Annotated in this window: 21 protein-coding genes; 2 read left to right on the forward strand and 19 right to left on the reverse strand. The window is 42.9% G+C overall.

From position 1 onward, the window contains the following. Positions 1–684: 684 nt before the first annotated feature. From fmt to BMW45_RS23660, 16 genes are all read right to left on the reverse strand, one after another. Entirely contained in the window at positions 685–1569 is an 885-nt protein-coding gene (gene fmt / locus BMW45_RS23585) for a methionyl-tRNA formyltransferase (protein WP_092249697.1), read from the reverse strand. Positions 1570–2041: 472 nt separating this feature from the next. Then, the gene (locus tag BMW45_RS23590) at positions 2042–2308 is read right to left on the reverse strand and encodes a hypothetical protein (protein ID WP_092249700.1); all 267 of its coding nucleotides are present in this window, start codon (positions 2306–2308) and stop codon (positions 2042–2044) included. Positions 2309–2515: 207 nt separating this feature from the next. Continuing rightward, a complete protein-coding gene (locus tag BMW45_RS23595) occupies positions 2516–2884 on the reverse strand; it encodes a hypothetical protein (RefSeq protein WP_092249704.1) in 369 nt (122 codons plus the stop codon). 535 nt (positions 2885–3419) lie between these two features. Further along, complete coding sequence (locus tag BMW45_RS23600) at positions 3420–4325, reverse strand: cation efflux transmembrane domain-containing protein (protein ID WP_166433460.1); 906 nt, start codon at positions 4323–4325, stop codon at positions 3420–3422. Between the two features lie 16 nt (positions 4326–4341). Continuing rightward, entirely contained in the window at positions 4342–4875 is a 534-nt protein-coding gene (locus BMW45_RS23605) for a hypothetical protein (protein WP_092249710.1), read from the reverse strand. Positions 4876–4927: 52 nt separating this feature from the next. Then, positions 4928–6007 (reverse strand): HAMP domain-containing sensor histidine kinase, encoded by a 1080-nt coding sequence (locus BMW45_RS23610; protein ID WP_092249713.1) that lies wholly within the window; start codon positions 6005–6007, stop codon positions 4928–4930. Then, positions 6004–6675 carry a response regulator transcription factor gene (locus BMW45_RS23615; protein ID WP_025233083.1) on the reverse strand — a complete coding sequence of 224 codons (672 nt, stop codon included), beginning with the start codon at positions 6673–6675 and terminating at the stop codon, positions 6004–6006. Before BMW45_RS23615 ends, BMW45_RS23610 begins: the two co-directional genes overlap by 4 nt. Positions 6676–7154: 479 nt before the next feature. Then, positions 7155–8732, reverse strand: coding sequence for a pullulanase X25 domain-containing protein (locus tag BMW45_RS23620; protein WP_092249716.1), 1578 nt, complete (start codon positions 8730–8732; stop codon positions 7155–7157). Continuing rightward, positions 8713–11880, reverse strand: a complete 3168-nt coding sequence (locus BMW45_RS23625; RefSeq protein ID WP_092249719.1) for an alpha-mannosidase — start codon at positions 11878–11880, stop codon at positions 8713–8715. The genes BMW45_RS23620 and BMW45_RS23625 overlap by 20 nt, the downstream gene beginning before the upstream one ends. Next, positions 11870–13234 (reverse strand): family 4 glycosyl hydrolase, encoded by a 1365-nt coding sequence (locus tag BMW45_RS23630; protein WP_092249722.1) that lies wholly within the window; start codon positions 13232–13234, stop codon positions 11870–11872. Before BMW45_RS23630 ends, BMW45_RS23625 begins: the two co-directional genes overlap by 11 nt. 38 nt (positions 13235–13272) lie before the next feature. Beyond that, complete coding sequence (locus BMW45_RS23635) at positions 13273–14202, reverse strand: carbohydrate kinase family protein (protein ID WP_092249725.1); 930 nt, start codon at positions 14200–14202, stop codon at positions 13273–13275. 18 nt (positions 14203–14220) lie between these two features. Continuing rightward, a complete protein-coding gene (locus BMW45_RS23640) occupies positions 14221–15120 on the reverse strand; it encodes a carbohydrate ABC transporter permease (protein WP_092249728.1) in 900 nt (299 codons plus the stop codon). Between the two features lie 107 nt (positions 15121–15227). Further along, positions 15228–16976 (reverse strand): extracellular solute-binding protein, encoded by a 1749-nt coding sequence (locus tag BMW45_RS23645; protein WP_092249733.1) that lies wholly within the window; start codon positions 16974–16976, stop codon positions 15228–15230. Positions 16977–17013: 37 nt separating this feature from the next. Then, positions 17014–17940, reverse strand: a complete 927-nt coding sequence (locus BMW45_RS23650; RefSeq protein ID WP_092249736.1) for an ABC transporter permease — start codon at positions 17938–17940, stop codon at positions 17014–17016. Positions 17941–17970: 30 nt separating this feature from the next. Continuing rightward, on the reverse strand, positions 17971–18750 hold the full coding sequence (locus BMW45_RS23655) for an endonuclease/exonuclease/phosphatase family protein (RefSeq protein WP_166433461.1): 780 nt from the start codon (positions 18748–18750) through the stop codon (positions 17971–17973). Positions 18751–18760: 10 nt separating this feature from the next. Continuing rightward, positions 18761–19672 carry a PHP domain-containing protein gene (locus BMW45_RS23660; protein ID WP_092249742.1) on the reverse strand — a complete coding sequence of 304 codons (912 nt, stop codon included), beginning with the start codon at positions 19670–19672 and terminating at the stop codon, positions 18761–18763. A gap of 207 nt (positions 19673–19879) precedes the next feature. Here BMW45_RS23660 and BMW45_RS23665 point away from each other — a divergent pair, with 207 nt between their 5' ends. Together BMW45_RS23665 and BMW45_RS23670 are read left to right on the forward strand one after the other, a co-directional pair. Further along, positions 19880–20350: a DUF6669 family protein gene (locus BMW45_RS23665; RefSeq protein ID WP_092249745.1), complete on the forward strand. Its 471-nt coding sequence runs from the start codon at positions 19880–19882 to the stop codon at positions 20348–20350. Positions 20351–20365: 15 nt separating this feature from the next. Then, a complete protein-coding gene (locus BMW45_RS23670; RefSeq protein WP_092249748.1) occupies positions 20366–21274 on the forward strand; it encodes a CehA/McbA family metallohydrolase in 909 nt (302 codons plus the stop codon). A 172-nt stretch (positions 21275–21446) separates the two neighbouring features. Here BMW45_RS23670 and BMW45_RS23675 read toward each other — a convergent pair whose 3' ends face one another. From BMW45_RS23675 to BMW45_RS23685, 3 genes are read right to left on the reverse strand one after another with little or no spacing between them, the layout of a single operon-like run. After that, positions 21447–23057, reverse strand: a complete 1611-nt coding sequence (locus BMW45_RS23675; RefSeq protein WP_092249751.1) for a response regulator — start codon at positions 23055–23057, stop codon at positions 21447–21449. Then, the gene (locus BMW45_RS23680) at positions 23047–24825 is read right to left on the reverse strand and encodes a sensor histidine kinase (RefSeq protein ID WP_092249754.1); all 1779 of its coding nucleotides are present in this window, start codon (positions 24823–24825) and stop codon (positions 23047–23049) included. Before BMW45_RS23680 ends, BMW45_RS23675 begins: the two co-directional genes overlap by 11 nt. A gap of 48 nt (positions 24826–24873) precedes the next feature. Next, on the reverse strand, positions 24874–26166 hold the full coding sequence (locus tag BMW45_RS23685; RefSeq protein WP_092249757.1) for a glycoside hydrolase family 125 protein: 1293 nt from the start codon (positions 26164–26166) through the stop codon (positions 24874–24876). Positions 26167–26358 lie beyond the last annotated feature (192 nt).

Raw genomic sequence — 26358 nt, forward strand, 5'->3', positions numbered from 1 at the left:
AGTTTATAATAAATTATTCTACACATTGAAGTTTATTAAATTATCTTTATGAAAAACATTTCCATAGGCTGCTTAAAATTGGGAACATTAATAATCAATCCTTCTGAATCATGATACCCTATTTTTCTATAGAAATGCTGTGCATTTTCACCTACTTGAGCTGAAATCATAATTAATTCATATCCTGCTGACTTCATATTTTCTTACCAAAATTTCATAAGTTTACTACCATATCTTTTTACTTCCCATTATTGCTATGAGATGGTTCTATTATATCAAATTATTATAAATTATTCATTCTAAAAATGTAACGCTGTTTTACTAGAGTACAACTTCATAACACGCTCTTTACCTTTGAAAGGTATTGTCATTTTTTCTATCTCTATAGATGGTTTAAGTAACTTGAAAAAACGACAAAACTATTTCACTTTGTTTTGTCGTTTTTCAATATTTTTCCCAGAAAATCTTTGATATCGCTGCGGCTATTTTGAAATTCGCTTTTTAAGAAAATTTAGCTTATTTATGTCGAGCAATTATAAATGAAAAAATACTGGTTAATTAATTTGTACGCTGTCTAATTGCTTCATACCGTCGCGACACAGCTTATCCAAATTATTATTGAAATTATATCTGTCTTCGGCCCCGCGCGACTCTATATTTGAATATTTTTTATCTTTTTCTAAATTAACGAGAGAATTTAAACAATCTTCCCTCGCGGTCGTCGCTTTCAGTATTTTTTCTGCCATTTGCAAAATCCCTTGCGTTCATTCTTTTTCCGCCTTCTATTTGCACTTCCAGCAGCTCCACAATACCGTCGTCCGAGATCCTTGATTTAAAAATCTTTAATTTTCTGCCGTTTAAATAAGTAAACGCAGCCGGCACAGGTGAAAGCCCTCTGATTTTATCGTGTATTTCCTGCGTTGTCAGATTCCAGTCGATTTCGCACATAGTATTATCTATTTTTCCCACGTAAGACGCGCCGTCATCAGGCTGTTTTTCTCGTTTCGCAGTCCCGCCCTGTATTTGCTCAAGCGTATCAATTAATAATCTGCCGCCGATTTGCGCCAATTTATCGAGAAGCTCTCCATAAGTTTCGTTTTCGCCGATTTTAATTGATTCTTTAAGTATCATATCGCCCGTGTCTATGCCCTCTTCCATATACTGAGTAGTGATCCCCGTGATTTTTTCGCCGTTAATAATCGCAGCGTTTATCGGCGAAGCTCCCCTGTATTTCGGTAGCAGCGACCCGTGAACGTTTACGCAGCCAAGCTTCGGAAAATCCAAGACGTTTTTGGGTATGAGCTTCCCGTAAGCAACCACAACGATTATATCGGGATTAATTGATTTTAACAAATCAAAAAATTCTTCGCCTTTTAAGCTTTGCGGTTGATAAACGGGAATATTCTCACCGGAGGCATATTCTTTCACGGGCGACGGGGTCAAAATCATTTTTCTGCCCGCAGGTTTATCCGGCTGTGTGACAACCCCTGCGATATTATATTCATTTTTCACGAGATAGTCGAGCGAAATTTTTGCAAACTCAGGGGTTCCCATAAATAATACTTTCATATATTTTTGTCCTCGTCTTTATTCATTTCATCTACTTCTTCTTGTGATAATATAAATTACCTTCTACATTGACAAATTACAAAGTCAGCGCAGTTAACATTTTTACTCTACTTAATAATAATACAAAAAAGAAATGCTTACAATATTTTTCTGACTTTGTTTCGTTTAAGATTATAGCTTTCGTATATTATTGTGTTATATACCCTTTTCTCAAACCTATTTTGATACTTCAATAAGAACAGACCGCGAAAAATCTGGTTCTTTTTTACCGAAAAATTTCGGCATTGGGAAAGATTTATAAATTATTTCAGTATTGTTAAAGAGCAGCCTGCCACTATCTTCTGTCTTTAAAATCTGTCATCGGGCAAACAGACGGTAGTAATTGCAATCCCGGCAATCATAATAATTGCGGATATTGCCAATGCAATTTTTTTCATTCCATGTTCTCCTTTGTAGTCATTGGATAGTATTCTTACTTTTCCTCCGAATCCACTTCTTCAAGAAATGCATCGACAAATTTTTCTTCGATTTTTTTATACCCGTCAACCACACTATCTTCAATCTTCTGGTAGGCCCCGACCACCTTCTCTGCTGTCGCACCGGTTTTCAGAGTATAGCCCTGCTCGCTATTCTCATCTTTCTCCAGGAAGGCATCACAGAATTCCTCCTCTATGCCCTTATACGCGTCAACTACTCTCTGTCCCACTTTTCCAACTTTTAACCGATAGTTTTTACTCATATTTTTCTCCTTTTCATGCTTTTAGTTGCAAGATTAAGGCTTTACACCTGTTCTTGTCTGTTAAAGCAATCGTAACATTCCAATGTTGCTAAATTGCTTGTAATTTATTTGAGTATTGTTAATTCGATACATCCGGTCTACTTCCGGTAAAAAAGAAAAACCTGCTGGAGCTGTCCGGCAGGTTTATGATGTAAAAACAGTTTTCATTTATTTAATGCCGATGCAGAGAGGGATTAAACATAACAGCATCAATACTCCGACCAGCCCAACCAAAATACCGACCATAATGTTACTCCATACCATAACTAAACACATTCCGACTCCAAGTGTCAGTGAACTGAGTATGCCCAATAAAATAATACCAATGAGTTTCCCGCTGATTTTGATGGGAGCTTTGTTTTCCATTTTTCGCCACACACCAACCGTACACAGTGCCAGGATAATACCGATGCAACCAATCACTACACCTGGTGTAAATGCATTCCATTCCGGCAACATAGCCATACACATTCCGATTCCTAAAAACAAACTGCTGATGATCCCTAACACCAATGCGATAAAACTACTCTTTTTCATACTGAACCTCCTAATTTTTTATTTATTATTTTTATATGTTTCGTTGTTATATGCTTATTATAAAGTTCTTTTATTTGAGATTTGCTTCTGTTTTGTTTGAATTCTGTTAATTTGATTTTATATACCATATTAGATATCACTTGTCGAAGCCCACAAAATCGTTTCAGATCTACCGGCAGATGATTGGGCAGATTTCTTTTTCACAAAAAACAACTGCACCGGCAACCACTGCGGCAATTGCTGCTACAATAACTTTATTCTGATTACAATTCCAATGACTGCTGCCACTCCAGCCACTGCAATTACTGCTACCGCCTTTTTCTTCATGCTTTATCCTCCTTTGTGTTTTCTTTAATTAACAGGTGAGACTTTCTTTTATCTATCCCCTATCTGATGTTTTAATTATGCAATACCGATATTGCTGTTTTGTCTGAATTATGTTTTAGTATTGTTAATTCTATTTATCTGATAAAAAAGAGCCCTGGGAGTATTCCCAGAACTCTTTAAGCCTCCGCTGCCAGCCGGAAGACCGATTCTATTCCATTTGAGCCAATTGTTTCCCTGCTGAACGGATCATATAAATCCCCATGAGTAAAATCATCAGGCAAACGACTCCCCCAGTCAGCAGATTCATTGCTCTTGTATCCGTTCCATCACCAAACGAAACAAACATCGCTGTCTGCAGGGAAAACAGCGACACCAATGCATCTGCATAACCAATATTGTGGATCATACGTAACAGCGGCGAATTCATTTTCCCTACCTTAAACATATGAAACACGGCAATGCCTATCTTATAAAACGTGTAGGCGGCAACTGCAAAAATCAATGTTCCCGGATAGTTCTTACCCTGTTCGTAAAAGACCATCTGGATTACCGATACGATAAGAGCAAAAGTCAGAACAATAAACAGAATACCGCTGTTGCGGAAGGCATACAGTTCTTTTCGCTTCACCATTTGATCATGTTCGGTGTTGCGATGTCTTCTCTCATACCGGATAGCAACAAATCGCATTACACTGAGAACCAGATAATATCCGGATAAAGCCCCGAACCAGACCGAACGATGCACAATCCCAAACACTCCGTTACTCAAGGCAAACAGCAGGTTGACCGCCAAAGATGAATGAACAAACAGCACCGTTCGGTACCGGTAATCAGAAGCCACCCGGCAGGTAAACGTATTTGATTCAATCCCCGGCTTTATCTTCTCTTTCATTCCATACCGCAGATCCTGAATCAAATAGCAGCATGACAGTGCCAGCCCGCATCCGGCGGCAACATAAATAGCAGTCTCAATAATCTTGTGAAAAGAATGAAACAATACCGCCGCCAGGGAAAAGCCTGATAACAGGAGCGTAAAAAAGTAAAGCAGAATCCGGAACGGCCACTTAAGGGCCGGGAGCCTTATTCTTTTTCTGCTGTTCGTTTGTTTCTCCATTTCAGAAAGCCCTCCGCTAACCATTCCCCAACAAATGATTTCCTTTCTCGCAAACCGTATGAATCTCCTCGTACTTTGCTTCGATCAATGGTGCCACCATTCCATTCCGTTTCTTTAGCATAAAGTTATATACAAAATACGGTGTTATCCAGCCCATAAATCCTGGTATTGCCAGCAGGATACACAGCCAGACGATTGGCGGCTGGTTAACTGCCGCAAATGTGGCACCGGCCATAAAAGCAGTTCCTATCAATCCGATTGTCAGTGCTGCCATGACTGCAGTCTGGTGTTTTGACTTCTCCATCCCATCGATCTGCTTCATGCAATCCTCAAAATTTTGCTGCAGCCTGGTCAGTTCTGCCTTGTTAATGATTTTCCGGTCACGCTTCAGCCGCAGAATGGTATTTCCTTTTTCTTTAATTTGATGGTTTTCAATCGGCAACCAGCCAAAATTCTCATAGCCATCCAGATACTGAGATATCTGGCCGCTCTCAACCACCACTTCTTTATATTCATATCCTATATAATCTCTCTGTCTCATATTCTCCATACCTGATTACCTCACTTCTACTTTCTCCTGAGCTCTTGCATAGGGTATTTCCTTATTTTCTGGTTCTGCTGACTGGTAAACGAACCGTAAACTCAGATCCTTTCCCTAGTTCGCTCTCAACAAAAAACGTTCCGCCTGCCAGCTCCACTACCCGGAACGCTAGTGCCAGGCCGAGTCCGTTTCCTTCCATAGAATGAGAGGTATCCCCCTGATAGAATTTATCAAAGATATGATTGATGGTTTCCTTTGTCATTCCGCAGCCGGTATCACGAACCGATACCACCACCTCATCTTTTGTTGATGTCTGCCGAAGAGTCACTGTCCCGCCCGGCTCCGTAAACTTTATCGAATTAGATAATAAATTATTCCATACCAGTTCCAGCAGGCTTGGGTCCGCTTCAATGTTTGCCCGGTCCTCCAGATCTGCATCCATTTCAATCTGCTTCTCTTCCCATAGTTCTTCAAACTGCAATGTACACTCACATAGCTGCTTACACAGGTCATAGGATTCCATTACCGGCTGGATATTCTGCTTTTCCAGTTTATTCAGCTTTAGTATGTTGGTGATTAGCTTGGATAGCTTCCGGGAAGATTGAATGATCGTTTTAATATATTCCTGCTTAACCTCCTCCGGTAAATCCGGATTCTGTATGCTCTGAGCATAGTTTTGAATAACTGCCAGAGGTGTCTTGATCTCATGGGAAACATTGGAAAAGAAATCCGTCTTCAGTGTTTCGATGCTTCCCAACTCCTCCACCATTTTATTAAAGTCCATGAACATAACATCCAGATAGTCCAGCTGGTCCACCGTATGTTTCGCCGGAAGGTAGACCGAGAAATCCCCATGAGCAACGGCATTAGCAGCCTTCGCCAGTTCCTTCATAGGGGCTTCATAAATCTTCCGGATCTGATATCGGACAAACAAGGTAAAGTTGATAGATATCACGAACCAGTAAGCCATGATAATTGTGGTTGCAATACCACCTTGCATTTCCATTCTGGTCATTAAAACGGTAAGGCCGCTGTGAACTCCGGATACAAGAAGAACGGTCAGCATGATCTTCCAGAACAATGACATGGAAAACAGGGATTGCTTGACTTTATATTCTTTTCCTGCAGTCTGCTGTGTCATTGCTGTACCGCCTTATAACCCAATCCACGAATTGTCACAATTTTAAACCCATCGCACACGGAAAATTTATCCCGCAGCTTGGTAATATACACATCCACGGCTCTTAAATTGGTTTCTGTATCAACGCCCCAGAATTCGTCCATCAGCTGCACCCGGGAAAAAGTCTTATTCGGATAAGAAAGCAGCTTATATAAGATATTGAACTCCCTGGTTGTTGTAGGGACCTCTTCACCTTCAACGACAGCCGACATGGCATCCGCATCCAGCTCCAGGTTTCCAACGGCAATTTTTCGTTCCGTCTCGATATTGGCTCTTCGCAGCAATGCCCGGATCCGAAGTAACAATTCATCAAATTCAATCGGTTTTACCATATAGTCATCAATCCCCAGCTGAAAGCCTTTCTGCTTTGAGGGTAAATCATCCTTGGCCGACATAAACAGGATCGGGATGGTTTTATTCACTTGCCGAACCGTTCTGGCAAACTCAAAGCCATCAATCTCCGGCATCATAATGTCCGAGACGATCAGCTCAAACATGTTATTATACATTGCATCATAAGCTTCCTGTGCCTTCAGGCATCCTTTCGCCTGAAATCCGCTGTTGTTTAAATAAGAACAGACAATTCGATTCAAATTTACGTCATCTTCTATTACCAGAATATTAATCATATCTATTCTCCTTACGGTTTTTTCTTGATTATAACATCCAATTGTTTGAGAATTGTTTAAGTTTGAAGATTTTTGAACGGATTTTCAATCTTTTTTAGCTTTCACATATTTTAGGCTTCTAAGCAAGGAAATACCGCTGCTTGCCTGTGATAAGTATGATAAAAATGCTTTCCGGGGTATTTTTCTGTCTCTTCTACTTTCATTCTGCCTGATGTTTATCTGTTCTTTTTTCTCATCTCTTCCATAAAATAAGCCGTCAAGGAGAAAACATCGCCCTGACGGCTGTAAATACAAAAATTCAATTAAATACTAGCCTCTCAACAGTTTCTACTCGTATACAGAATCACTAATCATCTCTTTCTGTATCTTCTCCGCTATCTTCTCATGGATATTTTTCTACGTATAACTTCTCTCCCATTACAAAGGACAATTCTTTCATTGAGCCTTTAAGACATTTTACAAACGAGCAATCCAATAATTCAATCAAACGTCTCTACTGTAACTTCATTTGTAATAAACCGATATTTAAAACGCACAGCCATATTATCTTTCTCCGTGGTAAAATGCGCCTTATTGCCTGAGCCGCTTCTGGGATATCTGTCTTCCTGATAGGTAGCTGACAACGTTCCGTAAGTCGCTACCGAATAATCATATGTTCCTGCAAACGGTATCACCACAGATAATGTATAGGTGTTGTCACCTATGTAATACATCCGGGTCACTTCGCTGTTAGAATCATTTTTTACTGCCCCCACATGAGGCTGAAAACTTCCATATACCACAATTTTCTCCGGCAGCTTCATTCCGGTCGTTTCATCATAGACTTCTCCGGCTCCATAGCGGATGAGCATCTCAGGATTGGCCGCTTTTTTTCTCAATTCATGTTCAGTGGCCCATAACCGCTTCGCTGTCTCCTCCTGACTGAATCCCATGGGGCAATTGGAACTCTTCCGGTTTATCTGATAAAAATTCTGACGGTCTGGTTCCCCGTTGTCAGCTCTTATTCCTGTGACCGCCCCATCTCCCAGCATCCGGCGAAATGGCAGTTCAAAGTAAGCATTGAGATTATTAATCTCTGTCCATTTGTAAGTATACTCCAGAAAGTGATTTCGGCTCTCTTCTGACTGATTGGCAAACCAGGCAATCTGATCATATCCCCACCAATCCCTCCATGCCAGCTCTTCTCTTGAATAGGAATCCCGGTCTTCCACCACTAATCCGCCCCAATTATCATACTCCATCAAATAAGGCATAGTGTCTGCAGACCATCCATTGGGATTTTCTCCCCCTTCACTGTAACCCTCTCTCACCAACACCAGCTTCTCTCCGGGTACTTCCAGAAGTGGAACTCTGGTAAAAGGCATTGCGTGATAGTCAAACAGCAGCTTTCCACGGATATTTACGCCATGGGTATGGGCATCCAGAAGCACCTTGTGCCGTCTCCCATGCAATCTGGCATATTCCCGTATCATTGCAAAAAGCCGCGCTGTCTTTTCCATACCCGGATCATGAGCTGTGTATAGGTGCACCTGTCCCATATGCAAAGCTTCATACCCACAGTCAATATATCTGGTTGCACGGTAATATAACCACATCTGCGCTTCCTGGCGGGACAGATCCGGGATACCTCCATTTTTAGACGGATCTTCTCTGCGGCTTATATAACCAGATGATTCATCCGTAAACAATGCCTCCTGCATCCGAAAGGTTCTCTCTTCCGGCTTCATCCCAAAAGCTTTGAATACATAGTCCGGTATCCTGATATCCTCCATCCGCTCCACAATCCACTCAAACACGCAGGCCTGAAGAATAATCTCAGGATCTACAGTATGGACTTTATCCGCCAGTTCTCTGGAAAGACGAAAATGCTCTTCGTCCTCCATTGGCATATACCAAATACCGGATGCCCTTCCCAGAAATTTTACGCCCATCTCTTTGATAACGCGCAGATCATCTGTAAGGGTTTTGCTTTCGAATAATCCTGCTGCAGTTACGCAGCGGGACAGATAGTTCTCCAACACTTCCCTTGATATCGTTTCATAAAATACAAAATCCATCTATCGTTTCCTTTCTTAATTCCAGTTCCAGCAACAAAGTCTTTATTTCATAAGGCTTCAGCTGTACTTGAATCTCTCCTGGGTTAAACGTTGTCTCCTCTTCCATCAGATTACACTCACACCATTGTACCACCGGCAGTCTGCTGCTGATTTTCACATCGCATCTTCTGCCCTCAAACTCATGGAAGCGTAGTATGATGCGTTCTCCGTTTTCTTCGCGTTTCAGCGCATCCACAACCAGATTCTCCTGATTAAATGAAATCCAGCTCTCACTTCCCAGTCTGTTTTGACCCGGCTTTCCGGTCAGCGGATTATTTAAATCAAATGCCTGCTGCTCAATGCCCGCCTCATACCATTCCTTATCATGAGGCAGAATAGCATACGTAAATTCATGAGTTCCAAGGTCTGCCGTATAATCAGGATCCACTGCCGATTTTAAAAGAGTCAGGCGGATGGTATCCTCTTTCACATCGTGGCCATACTTGCAGTCATTCAACACGGCCATTCCATAGCCGGTTTCCCAGATATCCACCCATTTGTGAGCTGCCACCTCAAACTTAGCAGCTTCCCAGGTCGTATTTCTGGTAATCGGCCTGCGGATATTTCCATTTTGAATATCAAACCGGGCATCTACCGCACGTACATCCACGGGAAAGCTGGCCTTTAACAACTTCTGACGCTCTTGCCAGTCTACGATCGTCTTAAAATCAATCCGCGGACTTTCTTCATACAGGCACACCGTCTGCCAAATTCGGGATTTATGATACAGCCAGGTAAACTCCACTTCCCAGCCCAGACTGTGTTTTCTGGTATTGACTTCAATGCAGTTCTCCACTGTCTCTCTTTTTAAGTCAATGGTAGGCTCCAGTTCCCAGGCGTCAAAACATCTGGGTTTGTCTTCAAACATCTGAAGTACGTTGGCGCATTTCCCTTCCGGAAGAACTTCCCGCTCCGCTTTTTTATCGTAGATACGGTTCAACTGACCCTTCTCATTCCACGAAATCGTGTAAAATGGCGTTTCAATCTGAGATGCTCCTACCTTAGAATCTGAAAGCTCCGCATTGGTATGCCCGGCCTTATTGGTCACCAGGCGGAACGTGGAAAATGAGAATGGCTGTATCTGGAAAATCCATATAAGCACCCCGTTTTCTTTCCAGACTGCTTTTACTTCCTGACCGTCTTCATCTATCACCATATACCCTTTATAATGAGAAAGCTCTGTATCGGTCATACGGAAAAGAGCTGCCCCGCTTCTCACCCAGTTCGAGTTATTGAACACCGTATAACATCCTGCTTCCGGTGCATAAAGCGCCTGATTCACCGCTTCCATGGTTTCCTTTATCAGCTGCAGGGCCCGGCCGTATTCCACATGGCTGTCCTCATACACTTCTTTAATAGCTGAGCCTGGAAGAATATCGTGGAACTGATGACACAGCACAATTTTCCACGCTTTTAAAAGATTATTATAATCATAAGGTACTCCCGCAGTTACCCTGGCCAGTACCGAAAGTATCTCTGTATCACGAAGAAGATATTCCATTCTCCGGTTCATCTTCTTATTGTAGGCCTGAGAAGTATAGGTCCCCCGGTGAAACTCCAGATACAATTCGCCATCCCACACGGGAATATAGCCAGCCATAGGATTTTCTTTCAATGTTCGGTTTAGACGGCGGAAATATTCCGTAGGCATCTCCATCTTTACATGGGGCAGACCGGGAATCTTGCCAGCGGCTTCTGCCTGTTTTATCTGGGTTCTGGTAGGGCCGCCTCCCCCATCACCGAATCCAAAGGAAATCAGCAGATCTTTATTGGTATCCTTATTTTTATATTGCTCCCACACACCCTTTATGGCGTCCGGACTGGTATTGCCGTTATAGGTATAGTAGTCCTCTCCCGGATCTGTTGTTGTGATAAAATGGGCCGTCACTTCAGTTCCGTCCATTCCTTTCCAGCGGAAGGTATCATAAGGCAGACGATTGGTGTCGTTCCAGCTTATTTTTGTGGTCATAAATGTATCTATCCCCGATTTTTTTAAAATCTGGGGCAGTGCCCAGGAGTATCCGAACACATCCGGGAGCCATAAGTATTCGCTTTCATAACTGAATTCCTCTCTGAAGAAATTTTTTCCAATAAGAATCTGACGAATGATAGATTCTCCGGAAGCTAAGTTGCAGTCACACTCCACCCACATGGCTCCGGAGGGTTCCCATCTTCCCTCTTTCACACGCTTTTGAATATATGTATAGATATCAGGATAATCTTCCTTGATAAACTCGTATAACTGTGCCTGTGTCTGAAGAAACCGATATTCAGGATACTTCTCCATAAGCCGGTTCACGGTAGAAAATGAGCGTGCAGCCTTTTCTCTTGTATGGCGCAGCCGCCACAGCCAGGCCACATCGATGTGCGTATGTCCGATCAGACTTACGTTCACGTCCGGCTTTCCCCTGCCATCCATCTTTGAGTCAAGAAACTGCCAGGCCCTTTTCACAGTCTCATAAAATTCTTCACTACCGGGCTCTGTAAAGTTAATCTTGGTAAAAGTATGGACCAGAATATTTAAGATCCATTCTTTATACTCATTTCCCACCGGCAGCAAGTCATAAGTCTCAAGTGCCGCCTTTGCAAGATAATACAGATCATCTGTGGGATGATCAAGAATTCCTATCTGCGCCCGGCGGATTTCCATCATCTTTTCCTCAGGAATTCCGCCGCCGCTTAGTCCCGACCACAGACGAAATTTCAGCTCCTGGGAATAGCCATTTACTGCCGGCTCCAAAAACACTTCATGGTGATTTCCATCCACTGCCTGATAAGGCTTTCCGTTTAAGTACAGTAAACTCTCGAAATCCCCGTTATTTCCTGTTCCGGTCCGGGCACCGAAGTCAAACAGTCCCAGTACCTCTTTAGCTTTCCATTCCTGGGGAATTTCTACGTCAGCAGTCAGCCAGTTATAACGATCCCATCCCTTCCAGCAAAAACCGGTTTCCACCGGCTGTCCTGCCCCTTGGGGAATTCGGTTGCTTATTGTCCCATGATCCTCCCATAATAACAACCCTTCCAGGTCTTTTCTGTCTCTATATCTAAGGCTTTCCAGCTCTTCTATGATATTTTTAATTCTGTCCCGATTGTGAAAATCAAATGGCATTTTTCATTCCTCCATACGCTTCATCGTATCTATCCACCAGCTGCTTTGCCAATGAATAGGAATTTACCAGAGGATGCAGCGTCAGCGCTCTTATGGCAGTTTCTCTTGATTGTGTTTTCACAGCTTCAATCGTAAGTTTCTCATACCTCTTAATCAGGCGGATCAATAAATAACAGTCTTCCGGCACCTCTTCGATCTTAACCGGACAAATACCATCCTTGGATACCAGACAGGTGGTTTCAATCACGTCCTGATCTTCAAGCCCCGGAATGCTTCCGTTATTTTCGATGGAAAGCACAAGATACTTTCCCTCTTCCCTCTGCATTCCCTCGATGCAGTCCAGCATAACACCGGCATATCCCATGCCCTCAGGAACCTCAAGCTGTCCCTTTTCAATCAGCGGCCGCTTTTCAAGACCGGTTTCGATGCTCATGTAGGAGTTTTCCCTGAGCTGCAAATAATAAAGGAAAACCTGCAGCGCTCCTTCCGGATCCCCATCCATATCCATGGCTTGCAGCTCCTCCATCATCCTGATATTGACGGCTTCAATCGTCTTTCCTCTGGTTGCTCCCGATATTTTTATATTTTCAAGTGCCTTTTCCCTATGGTAGTAATAATATAGGTATTCATTGGGAAGGAATCCAATCGAACGCAGCAGTTCCGGATCAAAAATTGAAAATTCCTGTATATGCTTTAAAAATCCGTCATCAGACAGAAGCTCCGGCAGGATTTCTTTCCCTTTCTTTTTTACGCTACGAATCCAGGAGAGATGATTCAATCCGAAAAACTCCACGTAAAGCTCATCTTCCGTCACTCCCAGTGCCTTTGCCATGCGGTATTTTGTGCTGCTTGGAGCATCACAGATTCCGATGATCCTGGAATATCCGGCACTATGCATCGCCTGAGTTACCAGACCCGAGGGATTCGTAAAATTAAAAATCCACGCCTCAGGTGCGTGTCTTTTTATCATCTCGCAGTATTTCAACAACACCGGGATTGTTCGCACAGCCATGGAAAATCCCCCTGCTCCAGTGGTTTCCTGACCAATAACTCCCAGGTCCAGTGCGACTGTCTCATCGATTACCCGGGCTGAATCTCCCCCCACACGAAGGGTCGTTACAATAAAGTCTGCCCCCCTTATAGCCTCCACCGGATCGGATACAGCCCATACCTTCAAATCTTTCTGTTCACGATTTACCACATGCTTACAGAGCTTTTCAATAATTTTCTGCTTTTCCTCCTGGATGTCATAGAGAACAACTTCATCGATATTTAGATTTTTATAATGTTTTAAAAGACCATTTATAAAAATAACGGTACGTACGCCCGCTCCTCCAATCACTGCAATCTTCATTTTGCCATCCTCCTTTCTTTATATGTCTGTATAAACTCCTAAGTCTGTATAAACTCCATAAGCCTGCTCTCTGTGGGAAACCCTGTGTTTCCTCCAAGTGCAGTTACTGACAAAGCACCGCAGCCATTCCCGCACCGCAGAGAATCCTCTGGTGATTTTCCTTTTAAAAATCCATACAGAAATCCCGCATTAAAGGAATCTCCGGCTCCGGTGGTATCTATTGTCTCCACCGTATAAGCTGCTGCCTCATAAATATCTTTCCCTTTTACGGCAATGGAACCCTGTTTTCCCATTTTAATCACTGCCAGTCCGCAATACGCTGCAAAATCCAGCGCGGCCTCTCTGGCATCATCTTTCCGTCCGTAATGCTGGGCTTCTGTTTCGTTCATAAACAGTACGTCAATATATGGAAACAGCTGATAAATCTCCCGTTTCCATTCCCCTGTGGAATCCCAGCCTAAGTCAAAAGAAACCGTAGCCTGTGTCTCCTCTTTAATTCGCCGGAGGAATCTTAGATAAGAATCGTGGTTTGCCGAACCCGCATATCCTGTCACATGAATATGAGAAGCATCATTTATCTTCTCTACATCCACGGTATCAATATTAATTCTTTCATTCGTTCCGCGAAAGGTTAAAAAAGACCTGTCTTTCTCGTTTGTAAAGCTTAAAGAAATTCCTGTCTTTTGTGTTTGGCTTGTTCGGAGAAGGGAATCGTCTATATTATTTTCCCGAAATATCTTTCGGATGAACGTTCCATAGAAATCATCCCCCACCTCCCCCTGGAACACCGGATGCAGCCCCAGTTTACCCACACCCAGTGCAAACAGGGCGCCTCCGCCGCCTACAAAAGTCTCCATAACCGGAATCTCATTCTCCTGTCCCGGCTCAGGGAACTTTTCTACACCAGGTATTACAATATCAATATTTACATCACCGTAAACGTACAAATCCCATCTTTTTTCGTTCATACTCACTCCTTGGGATACTCACCCTTTGACCGCGCCAATCATAGCGCCTTGGGCAAAATATTTCTGAATAAAAGGATAAACACAGAGAATCGGTACTGTTGTTACCACAACTGCTGCCATTTTTAATGAATCCGAAGTTACGGATGCCGTGTTATGGGCAAGTGCCTGCGCCACGGAAGTAACCTCACGCTGAGAACTCATGGCTTTCGTCAGCATCTGCTGCAATACGGTCTGAACCGGCCATAACTTCGTATTACTCATATAGAATGCTCCGGCAAACCAATCGTTCCAGTGATTCACCGCCGTATAAAGTCCCACCACAGCAATTACCGGCTTACTTAAAGGAAGCATGATTTTTGTATAAATCTGAAAATAACCGCAACCATCAAGTTTTGCCGACTCTTCCAGACTGTCCGGTATCCCCTCAAAGAAGCTTCTCACCATTATAAGGTACGTTACACTCACCAGACTGGGAATTACGTATACCCAGAAAGAGTTCAGCAAATGCAAATTCTTATACTGGATATAAGTAGGAATCATACCGCCGCCAAACAACATGGTAAAGGTAATCAGAATCGTGATGGGCTTACGTCCGGGAAGATCATACTGTTTCAGTACAAAGCCTGCCATCGTAGTGACCATCAGACTTAAAAAAGTTCCGATTCCTGTTCTCGCCAAAGTGATGCTATATGCATTCATGATGCTTCCGTCTTTAAATACCTCTTTAAAATTGTTTAATGTAAATTCTCTTGGCCAGAACCAGATACCGCCCCGGGCGGCATCCTTTCCATCATTAAAAGAAAGAGCCAGTACATTTAAACACGGGAGCAGAATAATCAGACAAAGTGCAATGATTATAATATAAATCAATATCTGCATTGTCAGGTCCATTGGGTTTGTCTTTAAAATTTTTTTCATTCTCTGCCCAATCCTTCCCTCTTTCTTCGGGGGCCGCAAAATGAATTCTTCTTACAAGACATAAGCCGCATCTTATTGAATTTTTGCATTTTGCGCCCCTCCATATCTTATTTATAAAATGTTACTGATTCCGGATTTTCATCGTAAACTTTTTTCACATGATTTTCAAATCTTTCCACACCTGCTGCTTTAAGCTGTGCACGGAAGGACTCAATAATGGATTTTACCTCATCATCTGATTTTGCGAAGCATGCCTGTATGAAGGTTTCCTTCCAGTCCAGAAGCTCCATCTGCATCTTAACATCCGCCAGTTCATCTGCTGATAAGTAAGCCGTGGCATCAAGCCCCGGAACCAGTTTCTTTTCCACCGGATAATCCCTGGCAATCGTTACACTTCTTGCGAAAGCGGACTCACCTGCGGATGCACCGGGACGTGGCTCCCCAAAGTTATCAATGTTGTTTTTATTGGTCAGAACAAATTCAAAAAAGTAATTTCCTGAACCGCCAAGGCCTGAACCAACGGTATTAATCAGATAATCGGTATCGCCATCATTCAACTTTTTGACAACCTCATCCTTTAGCCGCGGATAGCCGTCTACCATGTCATAGGATACTCCCTCAGCACCATACTGGGCGATGATCTGTCCTTCCTTTGTGGACAGCCAGTCAAAGAATTTGAAGATCTCTTCCGGATTCTCAGCATTTGCAGAGATTGCCATACATCCACGGTGAGACTTTCCGTGTACCACTTCCTTGTTGTCTCCCTGAATATCATTCAACGGGCCAAGTGGTACCCAGTCATCACTTCCATATACGATTTCTTCATAGTTATGAACATCTGCCATGATTGCCGAGCTGTGGTTTCTGGAAACTTCTTCTGCACGGGTGGAATCCATGGTAAAGAACTCAGGATTCATAAGTCCTTCGTTAAGAAGTTTTCTTACAAAGTTAATCTGGTCATAGGCATAATCTGTTTCAGCAATATGTTTTACTTTTCCATCTGTATCCAGATTATAATTATCACTGACACCCCAATGATATCCGGCGGTGATGAATTTCAGGGGATCTGCAGAACCACCCCAGTATTTCGGCCCCAATGGATATACATCATTGCCGTTATCATCCTTAAAGCCGCCTTCTTTAATCTTAACCAGCAGGTTATAAAAGTCGTCCTGTGTATTAATTGTTCTCGGATCAATACCAAGTGCCTCAGCAATGGCAGACTGGATGTACATACCGCCCACATACTCTTCCTCCGCATTGTATTCCAGAGAACGGTCAATCTCGTCGATATTCATCTGCCACATATAGACACCGTCCAGATTTTTTCTGAACACAATATTATCATGGGTATCCTGCGGAAGGTAACCATCTTCATAATATTTGGAATAGACCTTACTGTTCTTCATATAATCGGAAACATCTGCAAACATGCCATCCTTGGCAGCCTTATACAGCAGTGGGAATTCCTTTCTTGTGGAGTCATCCAGATAGCTGACAATCACATCTGGGATGGTTCCTGATGCAAATTGGGAAGCCATTACTTTTGAGTCACTGTCTCCGGGTGTATATCGGACATCCAGTTTAATGCCCGTCAGCTCCGTAATCTTCTTCATTGTTTCCGTGTTGTTAATATCATCCGGAAGCGTATTCCCGATATCATCCACATAGGCTTGAACCGTAATGGTACGGTCTGCAATCCAGGTATCTGGCTTATTGGAAGAATCTGTGCTGCTTCCTTCGCTCTTTGCAGTACTGCTGCTGTTACCCTGGCTGCTGCATCCTGCCAGCGTGGTCAAAGCCATGGCTCCGGCCATAGACACTGCCAGCCAATGTTTTAAGGTTTCCCTTTTCATGTTTAATACCTCCCTTAAATTTATTAATATAAAAACATTACCAAAGTCCGACCTCAGTAACCTTCTTACTGAGTTTATTGCATACTACGACCAATACAAGACCTACAAATCCCTGTATCAAGCCAATTGCAGTCGCATAACCAAACTGTCCGCCCTGAATACCGGTCCGAAGTACAAAGACATCGAGAGTATCTGCCAGTGACATGTTACCAGGCGTGCGCAGAAGCCAGACTTGCTCTACACCGGAGGAAAGCAGTCCTCCCACTCCCATGATGAACAGAAGGCCTATGGTTCCTCGTATACTTGGCAGTGTAATATGCCACATCTTTTTTAACTTGCCGCAGCCATCCATTTCTGACGCTTCGTACAGAGAAGTATCCACCGAACTGATTGCCGCAAGATAGATGATGGAATCCCAACCGATATTCCTCCACAAATCCATAGAAAACAGAATGCGGAAAAAATATTTTGCATCCATCAGGAAAAACGTACTTCCATCTCCTCCCAATGCTGAAATCGCCTGATTCAGCACACCTGTATTGGGCGCCAGAATTCTCTGCAGCATCGTAACGATAATAATCGAAGATAGAAAGTGAGGCAGATATGTAACCGTCTGTGTAACCTTCTTGAACTTCATGCTGCGAAGCTCATTTAACATCAGTGCCAGAACTATGGCAAACGGAAATTCCAGAATACATTTAATCACACCCACGGTTAACGTGTTTTTTACCAGCCTTGGAGCGTCATAGCTGGAAAAGAACGTCTTAAAGTACCTAAGCCCCACCCATGGGCTTCCCCAGATTCCTTTCTTAAATGAATAATCCTTAAAGGCCAGTACCAAGCCTGCCATAGGTACATAGCAAATCAATATGTAGTAAACAATACAAGGCAGAAGCATCACATACAGCGGCCAGTATCGAAACAGCCTTTTTCCCAGCGGCTGTTTTGGTGGCTCATATTGCATAAAATATTCCCCCTTTTTGATGGCTTTTCTTTAAATCCATTCCAGCAAAGCGCAGACAGGATAATGGTCCGACAGCCACACGCCATCTTTCCTCTCCTCCCATTTATTCACGGACCGGCATCTAAGACCGGTGCTTTCACCTTTTAAGTTTCTGATAAAAATATAGTCTATACGCTCCGGTTCATCTTCCGGTTCAAAGCCGTGATAAGTAATTCCAATCCCATCTGTGATATTCCGATACTCCGGACGCTGCTTTATCTCAAGAAACTCTACGCCATCCGGCTCTGCATTAAAATCACCTGCCAGAATTACAGGCGCTTCGTGAAACAGCTTTGCTTCCTCCGCCTTTTCAAGTACCTGCCTTAGTCCAAGAATTCTTGCCTGCACTCCCTGATGGTCCAGATGAAGATTTAAAAGACGGAACACCTGTCTTTCCTCCAGATCTTCAAACAACGTTTCAGTGCATACCCGGGGACAGATTGACTGTTCTTCATATCTGCTGGCAGGCAGGTAAGGCTGTAAAGAAAGCCAAAAGGTTTCCATGGAGATCAGATTCAGCCGCTTCTTTTTGTATGCCACAGCCACCTGTTCGTCCTCCAGCGTTTCACTTCTCCCGCATCCGACTACATAATAATCCTCTAATACATCCTTTAACCATACTGCCACATGAGGAAGCACCTCCTGAAAACAGATCAGATCCGGTTTCTCCTTTTGTATTTGTTTCAGGATCAGTGATTTTCGATATCGGAAACTATTGCCATTATCCTGATCGTAATCACATCTTATATTGAATGTTACGAGTTTCAGCATCTTAGGCCCCCTATAACCAGAGCCATACAGGCTGACTCCACGCCTTTTTCCCATGGGAATCCTTAAGCGTCACACGTACATACTCCTCGTCGCCTTTCAGTTCAAACTTCCCCTCTGTTAAGTTTTCTGCATCACTGTGCAGATGGCCGCCCCGGTGAGGTGTCTGAAAATAGATGCCCTGACAGGCTGCACAGGTTACCACTGCCTGTTGATCTTTTACATAAAAGTCCTCAATCAGAGGACCGCTGGACGCGAAAAAGCTGCCATCTTTCAATGCCTCCATGATCCCTCTGTGAGTAAATCCCCTGGTTTTAACCATAACAAAACCGCCCAGACTATGTTCTTCCAGATCATGTGCATCATCTGTAGCAAAGCAGTTAATCCTGTTTCTCACGAAGAGAAAATGGTCAAAGTACGTTTCCGAGCTGCCGTTATTTGTTTCAAATTCTGATCCATGATTATAGATTTCCATTCCTATCATGCCTTGCAGATACTTGATATCAACAGAGTCCACTTTCGACCAGTACGGATGTGCATATAATGTGACATTTCCCTTCTGCCCAAAATATTCTATGATCCTCTCGGGGGTACTTAAGGCATTTCGCTTTCGCTCCTCCAGAAACGTATAACCTTCCGGGATTTTATTGGTTTCCGGCAAGCCCAGTCCAACCAGATGATGATCCTTTCTCGCAGGAAGTTCTATATCCAGTTCTGTGCCCGGGAATACCAGAAAATCTTCCCTGCAAAGCTCAGGATGGATTCCATACACCCAGTGATCCGTGATCGCCAGAAAATCATACCCTTTGCCGCGGTAATGTTCCGCCACTTCCTCTGGCGTATTCACCCCATCAGACCAGGTAGAATGGGTATGGAGGTTCCCTTTTTTATAGCTTCCCTCTTTATACAGAGTTCTCTTTTCCAAATAAAGCTTCCTTTCCGGCCCTTCTCCTGGGCCTCTTGATTGTCTTCCAATATATGTAGTATATCAAAACATTGTTTTTCTCATAATGCACACAACTTTCAAAAAAACTGGATATTTCTACGATTGTTCTCCGATGCTTGACATTCCCAAAATGATTGCTTATTCTTGACTGGAATTAACAAAAAATATAAATGGAGATATACGACTATGGTTGAAATGAAAACTGTCTATCAGGTCCAGGGAAAACTGTCAAAAGATTTTGTCGGGCAGATTTCCTATACCGTCTGTCTGGAAGAAACCTATGAAGAACTGGATATCGAATTTTCTTTCGGGCCCAGGCACTTTTCTCCCGAAGATATAACGCCGGGATTGAAACAAAGGCTGCTTGATTACTGTAAAGAAGCCTATGATTTAACCTTATCTTCCCCGGAAGAACTTGAGGATGCCATCTATGGCCAGATGAAAACTGAGATTCATACCCTGGCAATGTTAAACGATGAATTCATCGGTTGCATCCACCGGCAACTGACCACCAGGCATATGCACTTTACTCCCGAAGAAGCCACAGAAGGCTGCATACCGCAGGCTTCCATTGAAGGCGTTTTAAAGGTTACAATTCTGGCTTTTTCCGTGCTCCTTGACAACACGGATTACACCTTGACTGTGCGGGTACGATAATAGGAGGAACCTGACATGTATAAAAGACTGGAACTACACAATCATACCAACGAATCGGATGCTTCCTGCACCTGCCGTGAACTGACGGAGCTTATGGCAGATGATCAAGTAGATGCTTTTGCTCTCACCGATCACAATACCATATCCGGACATAAAAAAATCCAGGCAATTCTGGAAGAAACGCACCTGCCCATATCTTTTATTTCGGGCATGGAATATACAACCTACTATGGGCACATTCTCTGCCTGAACTTAAAGGAGTATGTACCCTGGGAGAACATCAACAAACACAAACCGGAGCTGCTCTTTTTGGCTGCCCGCGCCAAAGGTGCACTGGTAGGTATCGCACATCCTTTTTCCTATGGCTGGCCTTTTGCCCAGGGGTGCCGGTTTGTAATGACTGTTACTGACTATTCCTGTTGTGATTTTATCGAGATTTTCAATAATCCCGAACCCCTTCATGAGGTAAATGAAAAGGCTGTGATGCTCTGGGAATCTCTGGTGCTTTCCGGCGAAAAGCTATCTGCCACCTGCGGCATGGACCTGCATGGCAACGGCTCTTTTTCCGGACATTACGCCACCTATATTCAGGGTAAAAAAGACGGTGACGTAAGCCAGGAACTGGCAGATGCCATACATACGCAAAAAACCTGGGTATGCAAAGGTCCTTTGCTGGAAATCCATAGGGAGAATGGCATGATTCATTTTACTCTTTACCAGACAAAAAAAACGGGATACACTCCTGCCCTGCCGGAAGATTATATCATCACTCTGAAATCTGGTTCAGCCACCTTAACCTGCCATGTGTATGACCGGATTCCGGTAACTGAATTCGGAAAGGATCCCATAATTATTCCAAAACTTTATGAAAAAGAAGTTATTTTAGAAAACCTGGTGTGTGTAAGTCCGGTGATTTACTTATGACTATGGGGCCAGGCGCATATCGCTAACGAAGATAGAGTTACTCCTATGGTAGAGGTTAAAACTGCAGTTTAAAGGTACGCAATGGAATTGAGAAAGCCTGATACAGTTGATATAATAGAAAAAACACCGTTTTTTAGTAGAGATTCTACAAAATTTGACGGTGTTTCCCTTTTTACATCCTGTTTTGTTCCCGATAACCAAGAGGAGTCATACCTGTGTGTTTTTTGAATACACGGAAAAAATACTGACTGTCTTCATATCCGGTCCGCTTTGCGATATCCACCACGCTGAGTTCCGAATTCTCAAGCAGTTCCTGTGCCTTTTTGACTTTTAGTTCCGTAATATAATTCACAGCAGACTGTGAGGTCTCCGCTTTAAATATAGACGAAAAATAATTTGGACTCATACCATAGCTCATTGCTAAATCATTAATTGCGATATCTTCACTGTAATGTTCCTGAATATACCGGACCGCCATCTGGATTTTGCTCCTGGCATTCATGTCGTTCACAGCTTCTGCACGGACACACTCCATAATGATATCGGTAATACGCTGTTGGATTTCAGAAGCCGACTGAATCTGATCCGGCAGATTAAAACTCATCAACAATTTTTCCATGCTGGAGGCCTTTCTTTTCTTATCATAATGTTTAAGAATTACGTTTAAAATCCGCACCCACATAATTCTTAAATAAGGCGTCCCATACTTACGCATCAGTTCTTCCGAAAAAATTTCCTGCAAAAGATTCTTTATCTTATGAATTTCATTTTTCTCCAAATAGGAATCCAGCAGATGAATCTGAGAAACCGGAAATTTCTGTTCGCTGAATATCCCGGTATCTTCATAGAAGTATAGATTGGAATCTCCATAAATGATTCTCTGTTTCAAAGCTCCAAGTGCTTCTGAAGCTGATTTTCTTCCGAGTAAAAGCGTGTATCTGCTCACCCCTAATGTCAGATAAATATTCATCCTCTTTTCCAGAACAGACCTCATCTCAAGGAAAATACGCTCCACTTCATTCCTCAGTTTCCTTTCGTCCTCCATAAAAAAGATTGCATACAATTGATTATTGTCAGAAAGGCTGTTCACAATCTGTTTTCCGCAGGAAGATTCCAGTTCAAGGAGAACATTTCGAACAGAAAACCGTATTAAATCACAATCCATCCGGCGAAACTTCATATTGTCATAGGTTTCCCCACTGATATGAATAACAGACAGCATCATAAACACATCTCTGCCGCAGTCACCGGCTTCTATTTCGCAGACTTCGCTTAAAACCTTATAATCCATGGTTTCAGCTGAGGTGTCAAAAAGCAGTGCGTTGATTGCCTTTTCCTGAAGGTATTCCTGCTTTTCCCGGTCCATTCTCGACTGCCTCCACATGGCATTTCTGATTTTGGAATCCCGTTCCATATCCTGATATAGCTTATTAAACGTCTTTTTGAGTTCTTCATTGGACAGAGGCTTCAACAGATAAGCTTTTACTCCCAGGCGAATTGCAGTTTCTGCATAAGAAAACTCTGCATACCCGCTCAAGACTACAAACTGCATGTCTTTTTGAAGCTTTTTTATTTCATGAATCAGGGTGAGCCCATCCATGTCCGGCATCCTTATATCCGTAATCACAATATCAATCGGATGATTTTCTACAGCCTCCAAGGCTGCCATGCCGTTTGCTGCTTCAAATATTTCATAAGTATCAATTTTCAGATACTCCAGCCGTGCCCGCAATCCCTGGCGTATTAATTCTTCATCATCTACAATCAGTAAATTATGTCTCATCCGCCTCACCTCCTTTGACTACAGGAAGACGAAGTGTAAACCGGCTGCCCTGATACGGATGACTTTTTATGATTATTCCATACTGCTCCCCACAGAACAATTTAATCCTCTGGTTTACATTCTTGATTCCTATGCTTTTATTCTTCTTTTTATCCGGTTCGGTGCTGTTAATATATGCGCTTAACGCTTCCACGCCCTGACTGTCCATGCCCACGCCGTCATCCTCAATACAAATACAGAGCATATCATCTTTTTCATAAGCGGAGATTTCAAAAGTTCCTGTACTGGTCAGTTCACCCAAACCATGAACAATCGCATTTTCCACAATTGGCTGCAAGATAAACCTGGGAAGGTAATACTTCTGGTCATCCACCTCAATATTGTAGAAAACCTCAAAACGATTTCCATACCTGATTTTTTGAATAAAAATATAGTTCTTAATATGGGCCAGCTCCTGTTCCAGTGTTACGATCTCACCATAATCCTTTCCCAGGCTGTACCGGAAAATCTCCCCCAGCCTCTGACACATATCACACACCACGAATACCTGCTTCACTGCTGCAATAGAACTGATTGTCTCCAAGGTATTATATAGAAAATGAGGATTAATCTGCAGCTGCAGATTCAAAAGCTGGTTTTCCTTATTTTCCAGCTGTTGGATATAATTCTTTTTGATCAGCTGATCCAGCTTAAGCAGCATATGATCAAACTGGTGATCCAGTTCTGCAATCTCATCTTTTCCTTTAATAGGAGCCTGTATGGTCAGATCTCCGGTTTCTGCTGTGCGGAACTTCTGAAGCAGAAGGGCAATCCGGGAGGAAAAACCTCTGCTGTACACATACGAACAGCCGATGATGATCAGGATCAGAACTCCTATTAGCGGGAGCACCAGCCACTGGATTTCAGCTCTTCTTTCCAGTATTTCCTTATTGTTAAAAAGGAACAAAAGCTTCATCCCGTAGCTGTCTAAGTCTTTCTGCTCGACCACATAGGTGTTGATTTCCTGAATGGAACCGCTCTTTGGGTTTTCTTTGTCATGGTTCTTTAAATATGCCTGCAAAACCGGAGCAGTATCTGCATTAGTGGAATATAGTATCTCCGAATCCCCGCTATATGCAATTACATCATAGGCTGCATTGCTGTCATGGCTTAAAGCGGCCGGTGCAAACAATTTTGTCATGTAAACATCCAGTTTTACAATTCCCAGCTGTGTTCTGGTCAGACTATCCGTGTCCAGTTTTTCTACTTTTTTCACTATGGATAAAAGAGGCTCTTTATCCCCCAGGACAAAGTATGAAAACCATCCCTCATCTACCGATTGTTCTTTCGGATACCATATTTCCCTGCCGGCCTCTTCTATCATAGAAGCCCTGTTTCCATATACAGGATTCTCTTTAACCATGGAGTAAACCATACAGTTTCTGATTTCGCTGTTTTTTTCCAACAGCAGGGATTTTGTCACCTCTTCGCTGATAATCTCTCCCCTGACATAAGGGTTTTGACTTTTATCTGCCAACGTGCTTAATATCATCGTATTGTTGGAAATAAATCTTAAACTCTTCTGGTATTGTTCCAGCTTTTCCTCAATATTTTTCGTATACTGGGAAGTGATTTGGGCATGGTAGTCTTCCATCTCACTTATCACCATATTTTCCAGCATTCTGAACAAGAAAGTACCGACAATCAATATCGGTATCAGGCTGATCAGGAGAGAAAAAACAACCAGCTGCATAAATATAGGCTTCGAATGTATCCATTCCAATTTCATTCCAGGTTTTCCTCCCGGTGCAGATAATTATTATTCATCCATAATTGTTCAGAACCAGAACCCTTGAATTGATAATTGATCCAGCAGTTCTGCAAATATTGAATTAGCCCAGGCAAACCAGTCCCTGGTAAACTCTTCCGGGCTCTCTGGGTTAAAGGACTCATGCATATAGTTTAGACCGGCATGGGTAGCCGCTATCATTTTAAGACATTCCAGTATCTCATCCCTGTCAGCGGAAGTAAGTGCCTGCATCGTTAATCCGATGTGCCAGATAAAGCCTTTTGGTGTATGCGGGCTTCCAATGCCCCTGGCGTATGTACCGGTATAAAAATAAGGATTGTCCTCTGACAGGATGAATCTGCGGGTATTCCGGTAAATCTCATCCGAAGCATCTTTGTAGCCCAGATAAGGAATCGCCAGAAGGCTGGGGGAATTTGCGTCATCCATCAGAATATGATGTCCCATACCGTCTGTTTCATAAGCATAAATATCACCGTACTTTTCGTGATGGACAACTCCGTATCTCTCTATACCCTCTCTGATTTCCGCCGAGAGCTTTTGGCAGCTCCTGGCCAGTTCCTCATTCTGATAAACCGTTCTGCATATTTCCTCTGCATAGGTAAGCGCGGTCACTGCCATCATATTTGAAGGAATCAGATACCCATAGACACACCGGTCATCCGAAGGGCGAAATCCAGACCAGGTCATCCCTGTATAGACGACTGGATTCCCTTTTCCCTCCATAGGAAGTGTATCGGTTTCCACGCAGTCACTTCTTCGGAAAAAGTACTCAGATGTCTCATGGTGCTGTTCCGTAGTAAATACTTTTAAAATATTGTGAAGCATCTCTAAATACTTCTCATCAAAGATATCCGTCTCTCCTGTCTCTTTCCAAAACTGCCAGGAAAGATAAACAGGGGCACATAAGGAATCCACTTCATATTTTCTTTCCCATACAGAGTCATTTAACTTTGTATCATCTTTATGTCCCGAACCGTTGGCGCTCTCATTAAACGCATTCGCATAAGGATCGATACAGACCATCTCCGCCTGCTTTCGAATAATGCCTTTTATAATCTGACACAGCTCCCTGTCCTTACCGGCATATTTTATATAGGGTTTTACCTGCGCCGCTGAATCACGCAGCCACATAGCCGGAATATCCCCGGTGATTACAAAAAAGCTTTCATCATCCAGTCTTTTTACAGTGGTATCCATCGTATTTAAGAAGCATTGTTTTACTAAGGGTGCCAGTTCGGGATATACCTTTTTATATTCATCCTCCAGCTTCGCGCCCCTTGACAATAGAATATCCGGTGTTTTTTCTAACATTTTTTGCATCTGTTCACGTCCTTTCTATTAGTGATTTTATTATACCAGATGGGGCGATATGTTGGCTAGAGCCAATATGTACGTTCCAGTGCTGAGTTGTTTTTTTCATTTCTGGATACAAATTGGTGTGAGTTAAAAGTGAATAGTATAAAAGCGCAGAAAACTATCTGCCCTGCAGCTTTATTTCTTTTCTGCTGCCGG

This window comes from Lacrimispora sphenoides (genome assembly GCF_900105215.1).
Lineage (GTDB): Bacteria > Bacillota > Clostridia > Lachnospirales > Lachnospiraceae > Lacrimispora > Lacrimispora sphenoides_A.